This is a genomic window from Burkholderia savannae, assembly GCF_001524445.2.
Taxonomy (GTDB): domain Bacteria; phylum Pseudomonadota; class Gammaproteobacteria; order Burkholderiales; family Burkholderiaceae; genus Burkholderia; species Burkholderia savannae.
Genome location: NZ_CP013417.1, coordinates 113,301 through 128,054 on the forward strand (window position 1 = coordinate 113,301; position 14,754 = coordinate 128,054).

Sequence of the window (14,754 nt, forward strand, 5' to 3'; positions counted from 1 at the left end):
GGAAAAATTCCGGGCGGGTGCGCTTTTTCGAGCGCCTCGCCCGTTTGTGTTGAGGCGCGCTGCGACAAGGGTCGCATCGCGCCAACCCAATAGAGGATCAAAGTGGCTCGTAAGACTCCTATCGAGCGCTACCGCAACATCGGTATTAGCGCTCACATCGACGCCGGCAAGACGACGACGACCGAGCGCATTCTGTTTTACACCGGCGTGAACCACAAGATCGGTGAAGTTCACGACGGCGCAGCCACGATGGACTGGATGGAGCAGGAACAGGAGCGTGGCATCACGATCACGTCCGCTGCTACCACGGCGTTCTGGAAGGGCATGGGCGGCAACTATCCGGAACACCGCATCAACATCATCGACACCCCGGGGCACGTCGACTTCACGATTGAAGTGGAGCGCTCGATGCGCGTGCTCGACGGCGCGTGCATGGTGTACTGCGCGGTGGGCGGCGTGCAGCCGCAGTCGGAAACGGTGTGGCGCCAGGCGAACAAGTACAAGGTGCCGCGTCTCGCGTTCGTCAACAAGATGGACCGTACCGGCGCGAACTTCTTCAAGGTCTACGACCAGCTCAAGCTGCGCCTGAAGGCGAACCCGGTTCCGGTCGTGGTGCCGATCGGCTCGGAAGAGAACTTCAAGGGCGTGGTCGACCTGCTGAAGATGAAGGCGATCATTTGGGACGAAGCGTCGCAAGGCACGAAGTTCGACTACGTCGACATCCCGGCCGAGCTCGCAGAGACCTGCAAGGAATGGCGCGAAAAGATGGTCGAAGTGGCTGCTGAAGCCAGCGAAGACCTGATGAACAAGTACCTGGAAGAAGGCGATCTGCCGGAAGCCGACATCGTCAAGGCGCTGCGCGACCGTACGATCGCGTGCGAAATCCAGCCGATGCTGTGCGGTACCGCGTTCAAGAACAAGGGCGTGCAGCGCATGCTCGACGCCGTGATCGACTTCCTGCCGTCGCCGGTCGACATTCCGCCGGTCAAGGGCGAGCTGGAGAGCGGCGAAGCAGCCGAGCGCAAGGCGTCCGACGAAGAGAAGTTCTCGTCGCTCGCGTTCAAGATCATGACCGACCCGTTCGTCGGCCAGCTGATCTTCTTCCGCGTGTACTCGGGCGTCGTCAATTCGGGCGACACGCTGCTGAACTCGACCAAGGGCAAGAAGGAACGCCTCGGCCGTATTCTGCAGATGCACGCGAACCAGCGCGAAGAAATCAAGGAAGTCCGCGCAGGCGACATCGCCGCTGCGGTCGGCCTGAAGGAAGCGACCACGGGCGACACGCTGTGCGATCCGCAGCACCCGATCGTGCTCGAGCGCATGGTGTTCCCGGAGCCGGTGATCTCGCAGGCCGTCGAGCCGAAGACGAAGGCTGACCAGGAAAAGATGGGTCTCGCGCTGAACCGTCTGGCGCAGGAAGATCCGTCGTTCCGCGTGCAGACCGACGAAGAATCGGGCCAGACCATCATTTCGGGCATGGGCGAGCTCCACCTCGAAATTCTGGTCGACCGGATGAAGCGTGAATTCGGCGTGGAAGCGACCGTCGGCAAGCCGCAGGTTGCGTACCGCGAAACGATCCGCTCGACGGCGAAGGACGTCGACGGCAAGTTCGTCAAGCAGTCGGGCGGTCGCGGCCAATACGGTCACGCGGTCATCACGCTCGAGCCGAACGAGCAGGGCAAGGGCTACGAGTTCTTCGACGAGATCAAGGGCGGCGTGATTCCGCGCGAGTACATCCCGGCGGTCGACAAGGGTATCCAGGACACGCTGAAGTCGGGCGTGCTGGCGGGCTTCCCGGTCGTCGACGTGAAGGTTCGCCTGACGTTCGGTTCGTACCACGACGTCGACTCGAACGAAAACGCGTTCCGCATGGCCGGTTCGATGGCGTTCAAGGAAGCAATGCGCCGCGCGAACCCGGTCGTGCTCGAGCCGATGATGGCCGTCGAAGTCGAGACGCCGGAAGACTACATGGGCAACGTGATGGGCGACCTGTCGGGCCGTCGCGGTATCGTCCAGGGCATGGAAGACATGATCGGCGGCGGCAAGATCGTTCGCGCCGAAGTGCCGCTGTCGGAAATGTTCGGCTACTCGACGTCGCTGCGCTCGCTGACGCAAGGCCGCGCGACGTACACGATGGAGTTCAAGCACTACGCCGAAGCTCCGAAGAACGTCGCCGACGCGATCATCAGCGCGAAGTCGAAATAAGCTGCATCTACCAACTGATTATTTTTTGAAAGAAGAGAATCATGGCAAAAGAGAAGTTTGAGCGGACCAAGCCGCACGTGAACGTTGGTACGATTGGTCACGTTGACCACGGCAAGACGACGCTGACGGCGGCGATCGCGACGGTTCTGTCGGCGAAGTTCGGCGGCGAAGCGAAGAAGTACGACGAAATCGACGCGGCGCCGGAAGAAAAGGCGCGCGGCATCACGATCAACACGGCGCACATCGAGTACGAAACGGCGAACCGCCACTACGCACACGTCGACTGCCCGGGCCACGCCGACTACGTGAAGAACATGATCACGGGCGCGGCGCAGATGGACGGCGCGATCCTGGTGTGCTCGGCAGCAGACGGCCCGATGCCGCAAACGCGTGAGCACATCCTGCTGGCGCGTCAGGTCGGCGTGCCGTACATCATCGTGTTCCTGAACAAGTGCGACATGGTGGACGACGCCGAGCTGCTCGAGCTGGTCGAGATGGAAGTGCGCGAACTGCTGTCGAAGTACGACTTCCCGGGCGACGACACGCCGATCATCAAGGGTTCGGCGAAGCTGGCGCTGGAAGGCGACAAGGGCGAGCTGGGCGAAGTGGCGATCATGAACCTGGCGGACGCGCTGGACACGTACATCCCGACGCCGGAACGCGCGGTGGATGGTGCGTTCCTGATGCCGGTGGAAGATGTGTTCTCGATCTCGGGCCGCGGTACGGTGGTGACGGGTCGTGTCGAGCGTGGCGTGGTCAAGGTCGGCGAGGAAATCGAAATCGTCGGTATCAAGGCGACGGCGAAGACGACCTGCACGGGCGTGGAAATGTTCCGCAAGCTGCTGGACCAAGGTCAGGCAGGCGACAACGTCGGTATCCTGCTGCGCGGCACGAAGCGTGAAGACGTGGAGCGCGGCCAGGTTCTGGCGAAGCCGGGTTCGATCACGCCGCACACGCACTTCACGGCTGAAGTGTACGTGCTGAGCAAGGACGAAGGCGGCCGTCACACGCCGTTCTTCAACAACTACCGTCCGCAGTTCTACTTCCGTACGACGGACGTGACGGGCTCGATCGAGCTGCCGAAGGACAAGGAAATGGTGATGCCGGGCGACAACGTGTCGATCACGGTGAAGCTGATCGCGCCGATCGCGATGGAAGAAGGTCTGCGCTTCGCGATCCGCGAAGGCGGCCGCACCGTCGGCGCCGGCGTCGTCGCCAAGATCATCGAGTAATATCGGCGATCCGCGATTCCGCGGTACGTAGTTGTACCGTCCGAAACCGGGCGTCCAGTTTGTGCTGGCGCCCGGTTTGTCTTTTTGGGGAGCCCCGTTGCGTCGTCGACAAACTCGCCCCATCGCTGCGCAAATTCGTGTAGAATCGCGGGCTTAGCAGTGGAAGTACCGTTCGGAACGTGGCGCTTCGCTCCCCGCAGGCTCCGGGTTTCGCGTTCTTTTGGTGTCTGGCGATGCAATATCGCCTCGCTCTTTTCAAGGAATCGTCATGCAGCAACAGAAAATCCGCATTCGCCTGAAGGCTTTCGATTATCGTCTGATCGATCAATCGGCGGCCGAGATCGTCGATACGGCGAAGCGGACTGGCGCAATCGTCCGTGGCCCGGTGCCGCTGCCGACGCGCATCCAGCGTTTTGACATCCTGCGTTCGCCGCACGTCAACAAGACGTCGCGCGATCAGCTCGAAATCCGCACCCACCAGCGCCTGATGGACATCGTCGATCCGACCGACAAGACGGTCGACGCGCTGATGAAGCTCGACCTGCCGGCTGGCGTCGACGTGGAAATCAAGCTGCAGTAAGGCTGATCGAAGGCTTTCGGCGCCGCGCGGCTCGCCGGATGGCGCTAAGTCTTTGATTGCTTGCGAAAAACGATGAGCCTCGCTATAATGTTGGGCTTTTCGCGTATTTGCGTAAAAAGCCGGTGACCTGAGCCTCTTCGGGTTGCGGCGTTTTGTAAATTAGCCCCGACCAATCGCAGTCGGGAATGGAGAAAACGATGAGCCTTGGACTCGTAGGTCGCAAGGTTGGCATGACCCGTATCTTCACGGCGGAAGGGGATTCGATTCCCGTCACCGTGCTCGACGTGTCGGACAACCGCGTGACGCAGATCAAGACTGTTGAAACCGACGGCTACACGGCCGTGCAGGTTGCATTCGGCTCCCGCCGCGCATCGCGCGTGACGAAGCCGCTGGCAGGTCATCTCGCCAAAGCCGGTGTCCAAGCCGGTGAAATCCTCAAGGAATTCCGCATCGAAGCCGACAAGGCCGCCGAGTTGTCGAACGGCGCCGTGATCGGTCCGGATCTGTTCGAAGTGGGCCAGAAGGTCGACGTGCAGGGCGTGTCGATCGGTAAGGGCTACGCGGGCACGATCAAGCGCTACAACTTCGGTTCCGGCCGTGCATCGCACGGTAACTCGCGCTCGCACAACGTGCCGGGCTCGATCGGTATGGCGCAAGATCCGGGCCGTGTGTTCCCGGGCAAGCGCATGACGGGTCACATGGGTGACGTGACGGTGACGGTGCAGAACCTCGAAATCGCTCGTATCGACGCAGAGCGCAAGCTGCTGCTCGTCAAGGGCGCGATTCCGGGTGCGAAGGGCGGCAAGGTTTTCGTGACGCCGGCCGTGAAGACGCGTGCTGTGAAGGGGGCGAAATAATGGAACTCAAGCTCCTGAATGCGAATGGTCAGGAAGGTGCGGCGGTCAATGCGTCGGACGTCGTGTTCGGCCGTGACTACAACGAAGCGCTGATCCACCAGGTCGTCGTTGCATACCAGGCGAACGCTCGCCAGGGCAACCGCGCTCAGAAGGATCGCGAGCAAGTCAAGCACACGACCAAGAAGCCGTGGCGCCAGAAGGGCACGGGCCGCGCTCGTGCCGGTATGTCGTCGAGCCCGCTGTGGCGTGGCGGCGGTCGGATCTTCCCGAACTCGCCCGACGAAAACTTCTCGCACAAGGTCAACAAGAAGATGCATCGCGCAGGCCTCTGCTCGATCTTCTCGCAGCTGGCCCGCGAAGGCCGTCTGTCGGTCGTCGAGGATATCGTCCTCGAAGCGCCGAAGACCAAGCTGCTGGCCGACAAGTTCAAGGCCATGGGTCTCGATTCCGTGCTGGTCATCACCGACACGGTCGACGAAAACCTGTACCTCGCGTCGCGCAATCTGCCCCACGTGGCGATTGTCGAGCCGCGCTACGCTGACCCGCTGTCGCTGATCTACTTCAAGAAAGTGCTGGTCACGAAGGCTGCGGTCGCCCAGATCGAGGAGTTGCTGTCATGAGCGAGATTCGCAAGAACGATCATCGTTTGATGCAGGTCCTGCTCGCACCGGTGATTTCCGAAAAGGCGACGCTGGTTGCCGACAAGAACGAGCAAGTCGTGTTCGAAGTCGCGCCGGATGCCACGAAGCAGGAAGTGAAGGCGGCTGTCGAGCTGCTGTTCAAGGTTGAAGTTGATTCCGTCAACGTGCTGGTTCAGAAGGGCAAGCAAAAGCGCTTCGGCCGTTCGATGGGCCGCCGCAAGGACGTGAAGAAGGCATACGTGTGCCTGAAGCCCGGCCAGGAAATCAACTTTGAAGCGGAGGCCAAGTAATCATGGCAATCGTCAAAGTCAAGCCGACGTCGCCGGGTCGCCGCGCGATGGTCAAGGTGGTCAACAAGGAACTGCACAAGGGCAAGCCGCACGCGGCGCTGCTCGACACGCAGAGCTCCAAGGCTGGCCGCAACAACAATGGCCGCATCACGACGCGTCACCAGGGCGGTGGTCACAAGCAGCACTACCGCATGATCGATTTCCGTCGCACGAAGGACGGCATTCCGGCGAAGGTCGAGCGTTTCGAGTACGACCCGAACCGCAGCGCGAACATCGCGCTCGTGCTGTACGCAGACGGCGAGCGCCGCTACATCATCGCGCCGAAGGGCGTGACGGTGGGCCAGCAACTGATGTCGGGCTCGGAAGCGCCGATTCGCGTGGGCAACACGCTGCCGATCCGCAACATTCCGGTCGGTACGACGATTCACTGCATCGAAATGCTGCCGGGCAAGGGCGCGCAGATGGCGCGTTCGGCCGGTACGTCGGCGATGCTGCTCGCACGCGAAGGCGTGTACGCGCAGGTTCGTCTGCGTTCGGGCGAAATCCGCCGCGTGCACATCGAGTGTCGCGCGACGATCGGTGAAGTCGGCAACGAAGAGCACAGCCTGCGCCAGATCGGCAAGGCCGGTGCGAACCGTTGGCGCGGTATCCGTCCGACGGTGCGTGGCGTCGCAATGAACCCGATCGACCACCCGCACGGTGGTGGTGAGGGCCGTACCGCTGCGGGCCGCGACCCGGTGAGCCCGTGGGGCACGCCGACGAAGGGCTTCCGTACGCGTCGCAACAAGCGCACGACGACGATGATCGTCCAGCGCCGTCACAAGCGTTAAGGAGTAGGCAATGGCACGTTCTGTTAAAAAAGGTCCGTTCTGCGACGCCCATTTGCTGAAGAAAGTTGAGGCGGCTGCAGCTTCGCGCGACAAGAAGCCGATCAAGACCTGGTCGCGTCGCTCGACGATCCTTCCGGACTTCATCGGTCTGACGATCGCCGTCCACAACGGCCGTCAACACGTTCCGGTGTACATCTCGGAAAACATGGTCGGCCACAAGCTTGGCGAGTTCGCACTGACCCGTACGTTCAAGGGTCACGCGGCCGACAAGAAGGCCAAGAAATAAGGGGCTATCAAGATGGAAGTGAAAGCAATTCATCGCGGTGCCCGCATCTCGGCGCAGAAGACGCGCCTTGTGGCTGACCAGATCCGCGGTTTGCCGGTCGACAAGGCGCTGAACGTTCTGACGTTCTCGCCGAAGAAGGCGGCTGGCATCGTGAAGAAGGTCGTGCTGTCGGCGATCGCGAATGCGGAGCACAACGAAGGCGCCGACATCGACGAGCTCAAGATCAAGAGCATTTACGTCGACAAGGCTGCGTCGCTCAAGCGTTTCACCGCGCGCGCAAAGGGCCGCGGCAACCGCATTGAGAAGCAATCCTGTCACATCACTGTGACGGTCGGGAATTAAGGAGCCATACGATGGGACAGAAAATTCATCCGACTGGCTTCCGCCTGGCTGTCAGCCGCAATTGGGCTTCGCGCTGGTACGCGAACAACAACAATTTCGCGGCGATGCTGCAGGAAGACATCGGTGTTCGTGAGTACCTGAAGAAGAAGCTGAAGAATGCTTCGGTCGGTCGGGTCATCATCGAGCGTCCGGCGAAGAACGCGCGCATCACGATTTTCAGCTCGCGTCCGGGCGTCGTCATCGGCAAGAAGGGCGAGGATATCGAACTGCTGAAGACGGAACTGCAACGCCGCATGGGCGTGCCGGTTCACGTCAACATCGAAGAGATCCGCAAGCCGGAAACCGATGCGCAACTGATCGCCGATTCGATCACGCAGCAGCTCGAGCGCCGGATCATGTTCCGCCGCGCGATGAAGCGCGCGATGCAGAACGCGATGCGTCTGGGTGCCCAAGGCATCAAGATCATGAGCGCCGGTCGTCTGAACGGCATCGAAATCGCGCGTACCGAGTGGTACCGCGAAGGCCGCGTGCCCCTGCACACGCTGCGCGCCGACATCGACTACGCAACGTCGGAAGCAAAGACGACGTACGGTGTCATCGGCGTCAAGGTGTGGGTCTACAAGGGCGACACGCTCGGCCGCAACGACGCGCCGGTGGTCGAAGAAGTGACCGAAGACAAGCGTCCGCGTCGCAACGCGCGTCCGGGCGACCGTCGTCCGCGCCGTGACGGTGAAGGCGGCGCTCCGGGTGCTCGCCGTGGCGCACCGCGCCGTGGCGCCGGCAAGCCGGAAGACGGCAAGACTGGAGAATAACGATGCTGCAACCGAAACGCAGGAAGTATCGCAAAGAGCAGAAGGGCCGTAACACCGGTATCGCCACGCGCGGCAACGCCGTGTCGTTCGGTGAGTTCGGCCTGAAGGCTGTCGGTCGCGGCCGTCTGACCGCGCGTCAGATCGAGGCGGCGCGTCGTGCAATGACGCGTCACATCAAGCGCGGCGGCCGCATCTGGATTCGCATCTTCCCGGACAAGCCGATTTCGCAGAAGCCGGCCGAAGTGCGGATGGGTAACGGTAAGGGTAACCCTGAGTACTACGTCGCCGAGATTCAGCCGGGCAAGATGCTGTATGAAATGGATGGCGTATCCGAAGAACTGGCGCGTGAAGCGTTCCGTCTGGCCGCAGCGAAGCTGCCGCTGAAGACGACGTTCATCGTGCGTCAGCTCGGCGCCTAAGGAGAAAACATGAAGGCTTCCGAACTTCTCCAGAAAGATCAGGCCGCGCTCAACAAGGAGCTGTCGGACCTGTTGAAGGCGCAATTCGGCCTGCGCATGCAACTCGCGACCCAGCAGCTCACGAACACGAGCCAGCTGAAGAAGGTTCGTCGCGACATCGCACGTGTGCGGACCGTCCTGACTCAGAAGGCGAACCAGAAATGAACGATAGCGTGAAAACCTCGCTGAAGCGGACGCTCGTCGGTAAGGTCGTCAGCAACAAGATGGACAAGACCGTCACCGTGCTGGTCGAGCACCGCGTCAAGCACCCGATCTACGGCAAGTATGTCGTGCGCTCGAAGAAGTACCACGCGCACGATGAAGCGAACACCTACAACGAAGGCGATCTCGTCGAAATCCAGGAAACCCGTCCTGTTTCGAAGACGAAGGCCTGGGCGGTTTCGCGTCTCGTCGAGGCGGCCCGCGTGATCTAAGCGGGAAAGGCAGTAAAAAGTGCTTCAGCAGTAGAAGTGCTTGAAATCGCAAAGTTTTTGCTTGCGTGGCCGGGATTATTTGTTATAATCCCGGTCTTCCCTCTTTATGGGAGCCCCGTCGCGGGCGAAGTGACTGGTGGGGGAAGCGGACTGGCGTCAGGCCTGCTCCGAAGGATTCACCGATTGCGATGGCGGGTTTCGTTTGCCGTCGCTGCTGTTCCAACCCAAGCAGCCTCGGCTGACGGGACCAAGACTGACCGTATGCGCCATGGTGGCGTATCCGGATTAAGTTGGGAAAGACAAACCATGATCCAGACCGAATCTCGGCTTGAAGTGGCCGACAACACGGGTGCGCGTGAAGTCATGTGCATCAAGGTGCTCGGCGGCTCGAAGCGTCGTTATGCCAGCATTGGCGACATCATCAAGGTGAGCGTCAAAGAGGCAACGCCGCGCGGGCGCGTGAAGAAAGGCGAAATCTACAACGCCGTGGTGGTCCGCACCGCCAAGGGCGTTCGCCGTCAAGACGGCTCGCTGATCAAGTTCGACGGCAACGCCGCTGTGCTTTTGAATAACAAGCTCGAGCCGATCGGCACCCGTATCTTCGGGCCGGTCACGCGTGAGCTGCGTAGCGAACGATTCATGAAGATCGTGTCGCTGGCGCCGGAAGTGCTGTAAGGAGTCGCGATGAACAAGATTCGCAAGGGTGACGAAGTGATCGTCATCACCGGCAAGGACAAAGGCAAGCGCGGTGTCGTGCTGGCCGTGGGCGCCGAGCATGTGACGGTCGAGGGTATCAACCTCGTCAAGAAGCATGTGAAGCCGAACCCGATGAAGGGTACGACGGGCGGCGTGGAAGCGAAGACGATGCCGCTGCATATTTCGAACGTCGCACTGGTCGACGCGAACGGCAAGGCTTCGCGTGTTGGCATCAAGGTCGAGGATGGCAAGAAGGTTCGCTTCCTGAAGACGACCGGTGCCGTGCTGAGCGCCTGACGCTGCGGAGTAGAGAAATGGCACGTTTTCAAGAGTTTTACAAAGAGAAGGTTGTTCCCGGCCTGATCGAGAAGTTCGGCTACAAGTCGGTCATGGAAGTGCCGCGCATCACCAAGATCACGCTGAACATGGGTCTTGGCGAAGCGGTCGCCGACAAGAAGATCATCGAGAACGCCGTCGGCGATCTGACGAAGATCGCGGGTCAGAAGCCTGTCGTGACGAAGGCTCGCAAGGCAATCGCGGGCTTCAAGATTCGTCAAGGCTACCCGATCGGCGCGATGGTCACGCTGCGCGGCCGCGCGATGTACGAATTCCTCGATCGTTTCGTGACGGTTGCCCTGCCCCGCGTGCGCGATTTCCGCGGCGTGTCGGGCCGTGCATTCGATGGTCGCGGCAACTACAACATCGGTGTGAAAGAGCAGATCATTTTCCCCGAAATCGATTACGACAAGATCGACGCGCTGCGTGGGCTGAACATCAGCATCACGACGACCGCGAAGACCGACGACGAAGCGAAGGCTCTGCTCGCCAGCTTCAAGTTCCCGTTCAGAAACTGAGGTTACCGTGGCTAAACTGGCACTGATCGAACGTGAAAAGAAGCGCGCTCGCCTTGCGCAAAAGTACGCTCCGAAGCGTGCTGAACTGAAGGCGATCATCGACGACGCGAGCAAGTCCGAAGAAGAGCGCTACGCCGCTCGCCTGGAACTGCAGCAACTGCCCCGCAACGCGAACCCGACCCGCAAGCGTAACCGCTGCGCGATCACGGGCCGTCCGCGCGGCACGTTCCGCAAGTTCGGCCTCGCGCGCAACAAGATTCGTGAAATCGCATTCCGTGGCGAGATTCCTGGCCTGACCAAGGCGAGCTGGTAATAGGAGAAACATAAATGAGCATGAGTGATCCTATCGCCGATATGCTGACTCGCATCCGCAACGCGCAGATGGTCGAGAAGGTTTCGGTGTCGATGCCCTCGTCGAAGGTCAAGGTTGCGATCGCGCAGGTCCTGAAGGACGAAGGTTATATCGACGATTTCGCCGTGAAGGCGGAAGGCGCGAAGGCCGAGCTGAACATCGCGCTGAAGTACTACGCGGGCCGTCCGGTCATCGAGCGCCTCGAGCGCGTGTCGAAGCCGGGTCTGCGCGTGTACCGCGGCCGTAACGAGATTCCGCAGGTCATGAATGGCCTCGGTGTGGCAATCGTGTCGACGCCGAAGGGCGTGATGACCGACCGCAAGGCGCGCGCTACCGGCGTCGGCGGCGAAGTCATCTGCTACGTCGCTTAAAGCCGAAAGGAGAGAGGAACATGTCTCGAGTAGGTAAGAGCCCGATCGCGCTGCAAGGCGCGGAAGTCAAGCTGGCCGACGGTGCGATCATCGTCAAGGGTCCGCTGGGCACCATCACGCAAGCGGTCAATCCGCTCGTGAACGTGGCGAACAACGACGGCACGCTGAACCTGTCGCCGGTCGACGACAGCCGCGAAGCAAATGCACTGTCGGGCACGATGCGCGCGATCATCGCGAATGCCGTGCACGGCGTGACCAAGGGTTTCGAGCGCAAGCTGACGCTGGTTGGCGTCGGTTATCGTGCGCAGGCGCAAGGCGACAAGCTGAACCTGTCGCTGGGTTTCTCGCACCCGGTGGTGCACCAGATGCCGGAAGGCGTCAAGGCTGAAACCCCGACGCAAACCGAAATCGTGATCAAGGGGATCGACAAGCAGAAAGTCGGCCAAGTCGCTGCCGAAGTGCGCGGCTACCGTCCGCCCGAGCCGTACAAGGGCAAGGGCGTGCGCTATGCCGACGAGGTTGTGATCCTCAAAGAAACGAAGAAGAAGTAAGGGTGCGCAATCATGGATAAGACTCAATCTCGCCTGCGCCGCGCTCGCCAGACGCGTATCAAGATCGCTGAGTTGCAGGTCGCGCGTCTCGCCGTGCATCGCACGAACACGCACATCTACGCTCAGGTGTTCTCGCCCTGCGGCACCAAGGTGCTGGCCAGCGCGTCGACGCTCGAAGCCGAAGTGCGCGCTCAGCTCGCCGACAAGTCGGGCAAGGGCGGCAACGTCGCCGCTGCCACGCTGATCGGCAAGCGTATCGCCGAAAAGGCCAAGGCCGCCGGCATCGAATCCGTCGCCTTCGACCGCTCGGGCTTCCGCTACCACGGCCGCGTGAAGGCGCTGGCCGAGGCAGCTCGCGAAGCTGGGCTCAAGTTCTAAGGAAGGAATCGTCATGGCAAAGATGCAAGCGAAAGTTCAGGCTGACGAGCGCGACGACGGCCTTCGCGAAAAGATGATCTCGGTCAATCGCGTGACCAAGGTCGTGAAGGGTGGCCGTATTCTCGGCTTCGCCGCACTGACCGTGGTTGGCGATGGCGATGGCCGCGTCGGCATGGGCAAGGGCAAGGCGAAGGAAGTGCCGGTTGCCGTCCAGAAGGCGATGGAGCAGGCCCGCCGCAACATGTTCAAGGTGCCGCTGAAGAACGGCACGCTGCAGCACGAAGTGCACGGCAAGCACGGTGCGTCGACGGTTCTCCTCGCTCCGGCGAAGGACGGTACCGGCGTGATCGCCGGCGGCCCGATGCGCGCGGTGTTCGACGTGATGGGCGTGCAGAACGTCGTCGCGAAGAGCCACGGCTCGACGAACCCGTACAACCTCGTTCGTGCGACGCTGGACGGCCTGCGCAAGCAGTCGACCCCGGCCGACATCGCGGCGAAGCGCGGCAAGTCCGTCGAAGAAATTTTGGGCTAAGCCCAGGTGGTCACCATGTCTGAAAAAACTGTCAAGGTTCAGCTCGTGAAGAGCCTGATTGGGACCCGCGAATCGCACCGCGCCACCGTGCGCGGTCTGGGTCTGCGCCGTCTCAACTCGGTCAGCGAACTGCAGGATACGCCGGCGGTGCGCGGGATGATCAACAAGGTCTCGTACCTTGTGAAGGTCATCGGTTAAGCGGCCGACTACGGATCAAGGAGTTGATATGGAATTGAATAACCTGAAGCCGGCGGCAGGCGCTAAGCATGCGAAGCGTCGCGTTGGCCGCGGCATCGGTTCCGGCCTCGGTAAGACGGCCGGCCGTGGTCACAAGGGGCAGAAATCGCGTTCGGGCGGCTTTCACAAGGTCGGCTTCGAAGGCGGTCAGATGCCGCTGCAGCGTCGTCTGCCGAAGCGCGGCTTCACGTCCCTGACGAAGGAATTCGTCGGTGAAGTGCGCCTCTCCGACCTCGAAAAGCTGCCGGTCGACGAAGTCGATCTGCTCGCTCTGAAGCAAGCCGGCCTCGTCGGCGAGCTGACCAAGAGCGCGAAGATCATCGCGACGGGCGAGCTGAAGCGCAAGATCGTCGTCAAGGGTCTCGGTGCGACGAAGGGTGCGCGCGCCGCGATCGAGGCGGCCGGCGGTTCGTTTGCCGAGTGACACGCAACGCGTGCCGTCACTAGCATTTGCATCGGAGAAGATACTTGGCTAACAGCCCGAGTCTCGCAAAACCCGGTCGAAGCACGGCGAAGTTCGGCGATCTGCGTCGGCGTGCAATGTTCTTGCTGCTGGCGCTGATCGTCTATCGCATCGGCGCGCACATCCCGGTGCCGGGCATCGACCCGGATCAACTGGCGAAGCTGTTCCAGAGCCAGGCGGGCGGCATCCTGGGCATGTTCAACATGTTCTCGGGTGGCGCGCTGTCTCGCTTTACGATCTTCGCGCTGGGGATCATGCCGTATATCTCGGCGTCGATCATCATGCAGCTGATGGCGATCGTGTCGCCGCAGCTCGAGGCGCTGAAGAAGGAAGGGCAGGCCGGACAGCGGAAGATCACGCAGTACACGCGGTACTTCACCGTGGTGCTCGCGACGTTCCAGGCTTTCGGCATCGCGGCCGCGCTGGAGAATCAGCCGGGGCTCGTGACCGATCCGGGCGCGGTGTTCCGTCTGACGACGGTCGTCACGCTGGTGACGGGAACGATGTTCCTGATGTGGCTCGGCGAGCAGATCACCGAGCGTGGTCTCGGCAACGGCATCTCGATCATCATCTTCGGCGGGATCGCAGCAGGGTTCCCGAATGCCGTCGGTGGGTTGTTCGAGCTGGTGCGCACGGGTTCGATGAGCATCATTTCGGCGATCATCATCGTCGTTCTGATCGCCGCGGTGACTTACCTGGTCGTGTTCATCGAACGCGGTCAGCGCAAGATCCTCGTGAACTACGCGAAGCGCCAGGTCGGCAACAAGATTTACGGCGGGCAGTCGTCGCACCTGCCGCTGAAGCTGAACATGTCGGGCGTGATTCCGCCGATCTTCGCATCGTCGATCATCCTGTTCCCGGCGACGATCCTGAGCTGGTTCAGCTCGGGCGAGCGCAAGGGCTGGCTGTCCGACACGCTGCACAACGTCGCGGAAGCGCTGAAGCCGGGCCAGCCGGTCTATGTGCTGCTTTACACGCTGGCAATCGTGTTTTTCTGCTTCTTCTACACCGCGCTGGTGTTCAACAGCAGGGAAACCGCGGACAACCTGAAGAAGAGTGGCGCGTTCGTGCCGGGCATCCGTCCGGGCGACCAGACCGCGCGATACATCGACCGGATTCTCACGCGTCTCACGCTGGCCGGTGCGATCTACATCGTCTTCGTGTGTCTGCTGCCGGAGTTCCTGGTGTTGCGCTGGAACGTGCCGTTTTATTTTGGTGGAACGTCGCTGCTGATCATTGTCGTCGTCACGATGGACTTCATGGCGCAGGTGCAGTCGTACGTTATGTCGCAACAGTATGAGTCGCTGCTCAAGAAAGCCAATTTCAAGGGCGGCAACATCCCAATGCGTTAAA

General features: G+C 61.3%; 24 protein-coding genes. All 24 read left to right on the forward strand.

Features of this window, described 5'->3' with window-relative positions; genetic code table 11:
• The first annotated feature begins 102 nt into the window (after positions 1-102).
• Positions 103-2,205 (forward strand): elongation factor G, encoded by a 2,103-nt coding sequence (gene fusA / locus WS78_RS00575; protein WP_038754746.1) that lies wholly within the window; start codon positions 103-105, stop codon positions 2,203-2,205.
• 41 nt (positions 2,206-2,246) lie between these two features.
• Positions 2,247-3,437, forward strand: a complete 1,191-nt coding sequence (gene tuf, locus WS78_RS00580; protein WP_059577396.1) for an elongation factor Tu — start codon at positions 2,247-2,249, stop codon at positions 3,435-3,437.
• A gap of 268 nt (positions 3,438-3,705) precedes the next feature.
• Entirely contained in the window at positions 3,706-4,017 is a 312-nt protein-coding gene (rpsJ, locus tag WS78_RS00585) for a 30S ribosomal protein S10 (RefSeq protein ID WP_004199280.1), read from the forward strand.
• Positions 4,018-4,214: 197 nt separating this feature from the next.
• On the forward strand, positions 4,215-4,874 hold the full coding sequence (gene rplC / locus WS78_RS00590) for a 50S ribosomal protein L3 (RefSeq protein ID WP_038749718.1): 660 nt from the start codon (positions 4,215-4,217) through the stop codon (positions 4,872-4,874).
• A complete protein-coding gene (rplD, locus tag WS78_RS00595) occupies positions 4,874-5,494 on the forward strand; it encodes a 50S ribosomal protein L4 (protein WP_038749629.1) in 621 nt (206 codons plus the stop codon). Before rplC ends, rplD begins: the two co-directional genes overlap by 1 nt.
• Positions 5,491-5,805 (forward strand): 50S ribosomal protein L23, encoded by a 315-nt coding sequence (gene rplW, locus WS78_RS00600; protein WP_004199275.1) that lies wholly within the window; start codon positions 5,491-5,493, stop codon positions 5,803-5,805. The genes rplD and rplW overlap by 4 nt, the downstream gene beginning before the upstream one ends.
• A gap of 2 nt (positions 5,806-5,807) precedes the next feature.
• Positions 5,808-6,635 carry a 50S ribosomal protein L2 gene (gene rplB / locus WS78_RS00605; protein ID WP_038749631.1) on the forward strand — a complete coding sequence of 276 codons (828 nt, stop codon included), beginning with the start codon at positions 5,808-5,810 and terminating at the stop codon, positions 6,633-6,635.
• 10 nt (positions 6,636-6,645) lie between these two features.
• Positions 6,646-6,921: a 30S ribosomal protein S19 gene (gene rpsS, locus WS78_RS00610; protein ID WP_004199273.1), complete on the forward strand. Its 276-nt coding sequence runs from the start codon at positions 6,646-6,648 to the stop codon at positions 6,919-6,921.
• A 12-nt stretch (positions 6,922-6,933) separates the two neighbouring features.
• Positions 6,934-7,263: a 50S ribosomal protein L22 gene (gene rplV, locus WS78_RS00615; protein WP_004199272.1), complete on the forward strand. Its 330-nt coding sequence runs from the start codon at positions 6,934-6,936 to the stop codon at positions 7,261-7,263.
• A gap of 11 nt (positions 7,264-7,274) precedes the next feature.
• Positions 7,275-8,075, forward strand: coding sequence for a 30S ribosomal protein S3 (rpsC, locus tag WS78_RS00620; protein WP_038749633.1), 801 nt, complete (start codon positions 7,275-7,277; stop codon positions 8,073-8,075).
• A gap of 2 nt (positions 8,076-8,077) precedes the next feature.
• The gene (gene rplP / locus WS78_RS00625; protein WP_004199857.1) at positions 8,078-8,494 is read left to right on the forward strand and encodes a 50S ribosomal protein L16; all 417 of its coding nucleotides are present in this window, start codon (positions 8,078-8,080) and stop codon (positions 8,492-8,494) included.
• A gap of 9 nt (positions 8,495-8,503) precedes the next feature.
• Entirely contained in the window at positions 8,504-8,698 is a 195-nt protein-coding gene (gene rpmC, locus WS78_RS00630; RefSeq protein ID WP_004199856.1) for a 50S ribosomal protein L29, read from the forward strand.
• Positions 8,695-8,967 carry a 30S ribosomal protein S17 gene (gene rpsQ / locus WS78_RS00635; RefSeq protein ID WP_004201274.1) on the forward strand — a complete coding sequence of 91 codons (273 nt, stop codon included), beginning with the start codon at positions 8,695-8,697 and terminating at the stop codon, positions 8,965-8,967. The genes rpmC and rpsQ overlap by 4 nt, the downstream gene beginning before the upstream one ends.
• A gap of 306 nt (positions 8,968-9,273) precedes the next feature.
• Entirely contained in the window at positions 9,274-9,642 is a 369-nt protein-coding gene (rplN, locus tag WS78_RS00640; RefSeq protein ID WP_004197951.1) for a 50S ribosomal protein L14, read from the forward strand.
• A gap of 9 nt (positions 9,643-9,651) precedes the next feature.
• Entirely contained in the window at positions 9,652-9,960 is a 309-nt protein-coding gene (gene rplX, locus WS78_RS00645; RefSeq protein ID WP_004197950.1) for a 50S ribosomal protein L24, read from the forward strand.
• Between the two features lie 17 nt (positions 9,961-9,977).
• A complete protein-coding gene (gene rplE / locus WS78_RS00650; protein ID WP_004202757.1) occupies positions 9,978-10,517 on the forward strand; it encodes a 50S ribosomal protein L5 in 540 nt (179 codons plus the stop codon).
• A gap of 7 nt (positions 10,518-10,524) precedes the next feature.
• The gene (gene rpsN / locus WS78_RS00655; protein ID WP_010106961.1) at positions 10,525-10,830 is read left to right on the forward strand and encodes a 30S ribosomal protein S14; all 306 of its coding nucleotides are present in this window, start codon (positions 10,525-10,527) and stop codon (positions 10,828-10,830) included.
• Between the two features lie 14 nt (positions 10,831-10,844).
• Positions 10,845-11,240: a 30S ribosomal protein S8 gene (gene rpsH / locus WS78_RS00660; RefSeq protein WP_038749635.1), complete on the forward strand. Its 396-nt coding sequence runs from the start codon at positions 10,845-10,847 to the stop codon at positions 11,238-11,240.
• Between the two features lie 20 nt (positions 11,241-11,260).
• Positions 11,261-11,791: a 50S ribosomal protein L6 gene (gene rplF, locus WS78_RS00665; RefSeq protein ID WP_038749636.1), complete on the forward strand. Its 531-nt coding sequence runs from the start codon at positions 11,261-11,263 to the stop codon at positions 11,789-11,791.
• A gap of 12 nt (positions 11,792-11,803) precedes the next feature.
• Complete coding sequence (gene rplR / locus WS78_RS00670) at positions 11,804-12,169, forward strand: 50S ribosomal protein L18 (RefSeq protein WP_004197946.1); 366 nt, start codon at positions 11,804-11,806, stop codon at positions 12,167-12,169.
• 13 nt (positions 12,170-12,182) lie between these two features.
• Positions 12,183-12,701, forward strand: a complete 519-nt coding sequence (gene rpsE / locus WS78_RS00675; RefSeq protein WP_004197945.1) for a 30S ribosomal protein S5 — start codon at positions 12,183-12,185, stop codon at positions 12,699-12,701.
• A 15-nt stretch (positions 12,702-12,716) separates the two neighbouring features.
• Positions 12,717-12,899, forward strand: a complete 183-nt coding sequence (gene rpmD, locus WS78_RS00680) for a 50S ribosomal protein L30 (protein ID WP_004202755.1) — start codon at positions 12,717-12,719, stop codon at positions 12,897-12,899.
• A 28-nt stretch (positions 12,900-12,927) separates the two neighbouring features.
• Positions 12,928-13,362, forward strand: coding sequence for a 50S ribosomal protein L15 (rplO, locus tag WS78_RS00685; protein WP_038749639.1), 435 nt, complete (start codon positions 12,928-12,930; stop codon positions 13,360-13,362).
• 44 nt (positions 13,363-13,406) lie between these two features.
• Positions 13,407-14,753: a preprotein translocase subunit SecY gene (gene secY, locus WS78_RS00690; RefSeq protein ID WP_009906430.1), complete on the forward strand. Its 1,347-nt coding sequence runs from the start codon at positions 13,407-13,409 to the stop codon at positions 14,751-14,753.
• The last annotated feature ends 1 nt before the right edge of the window (position 14,754 follow it).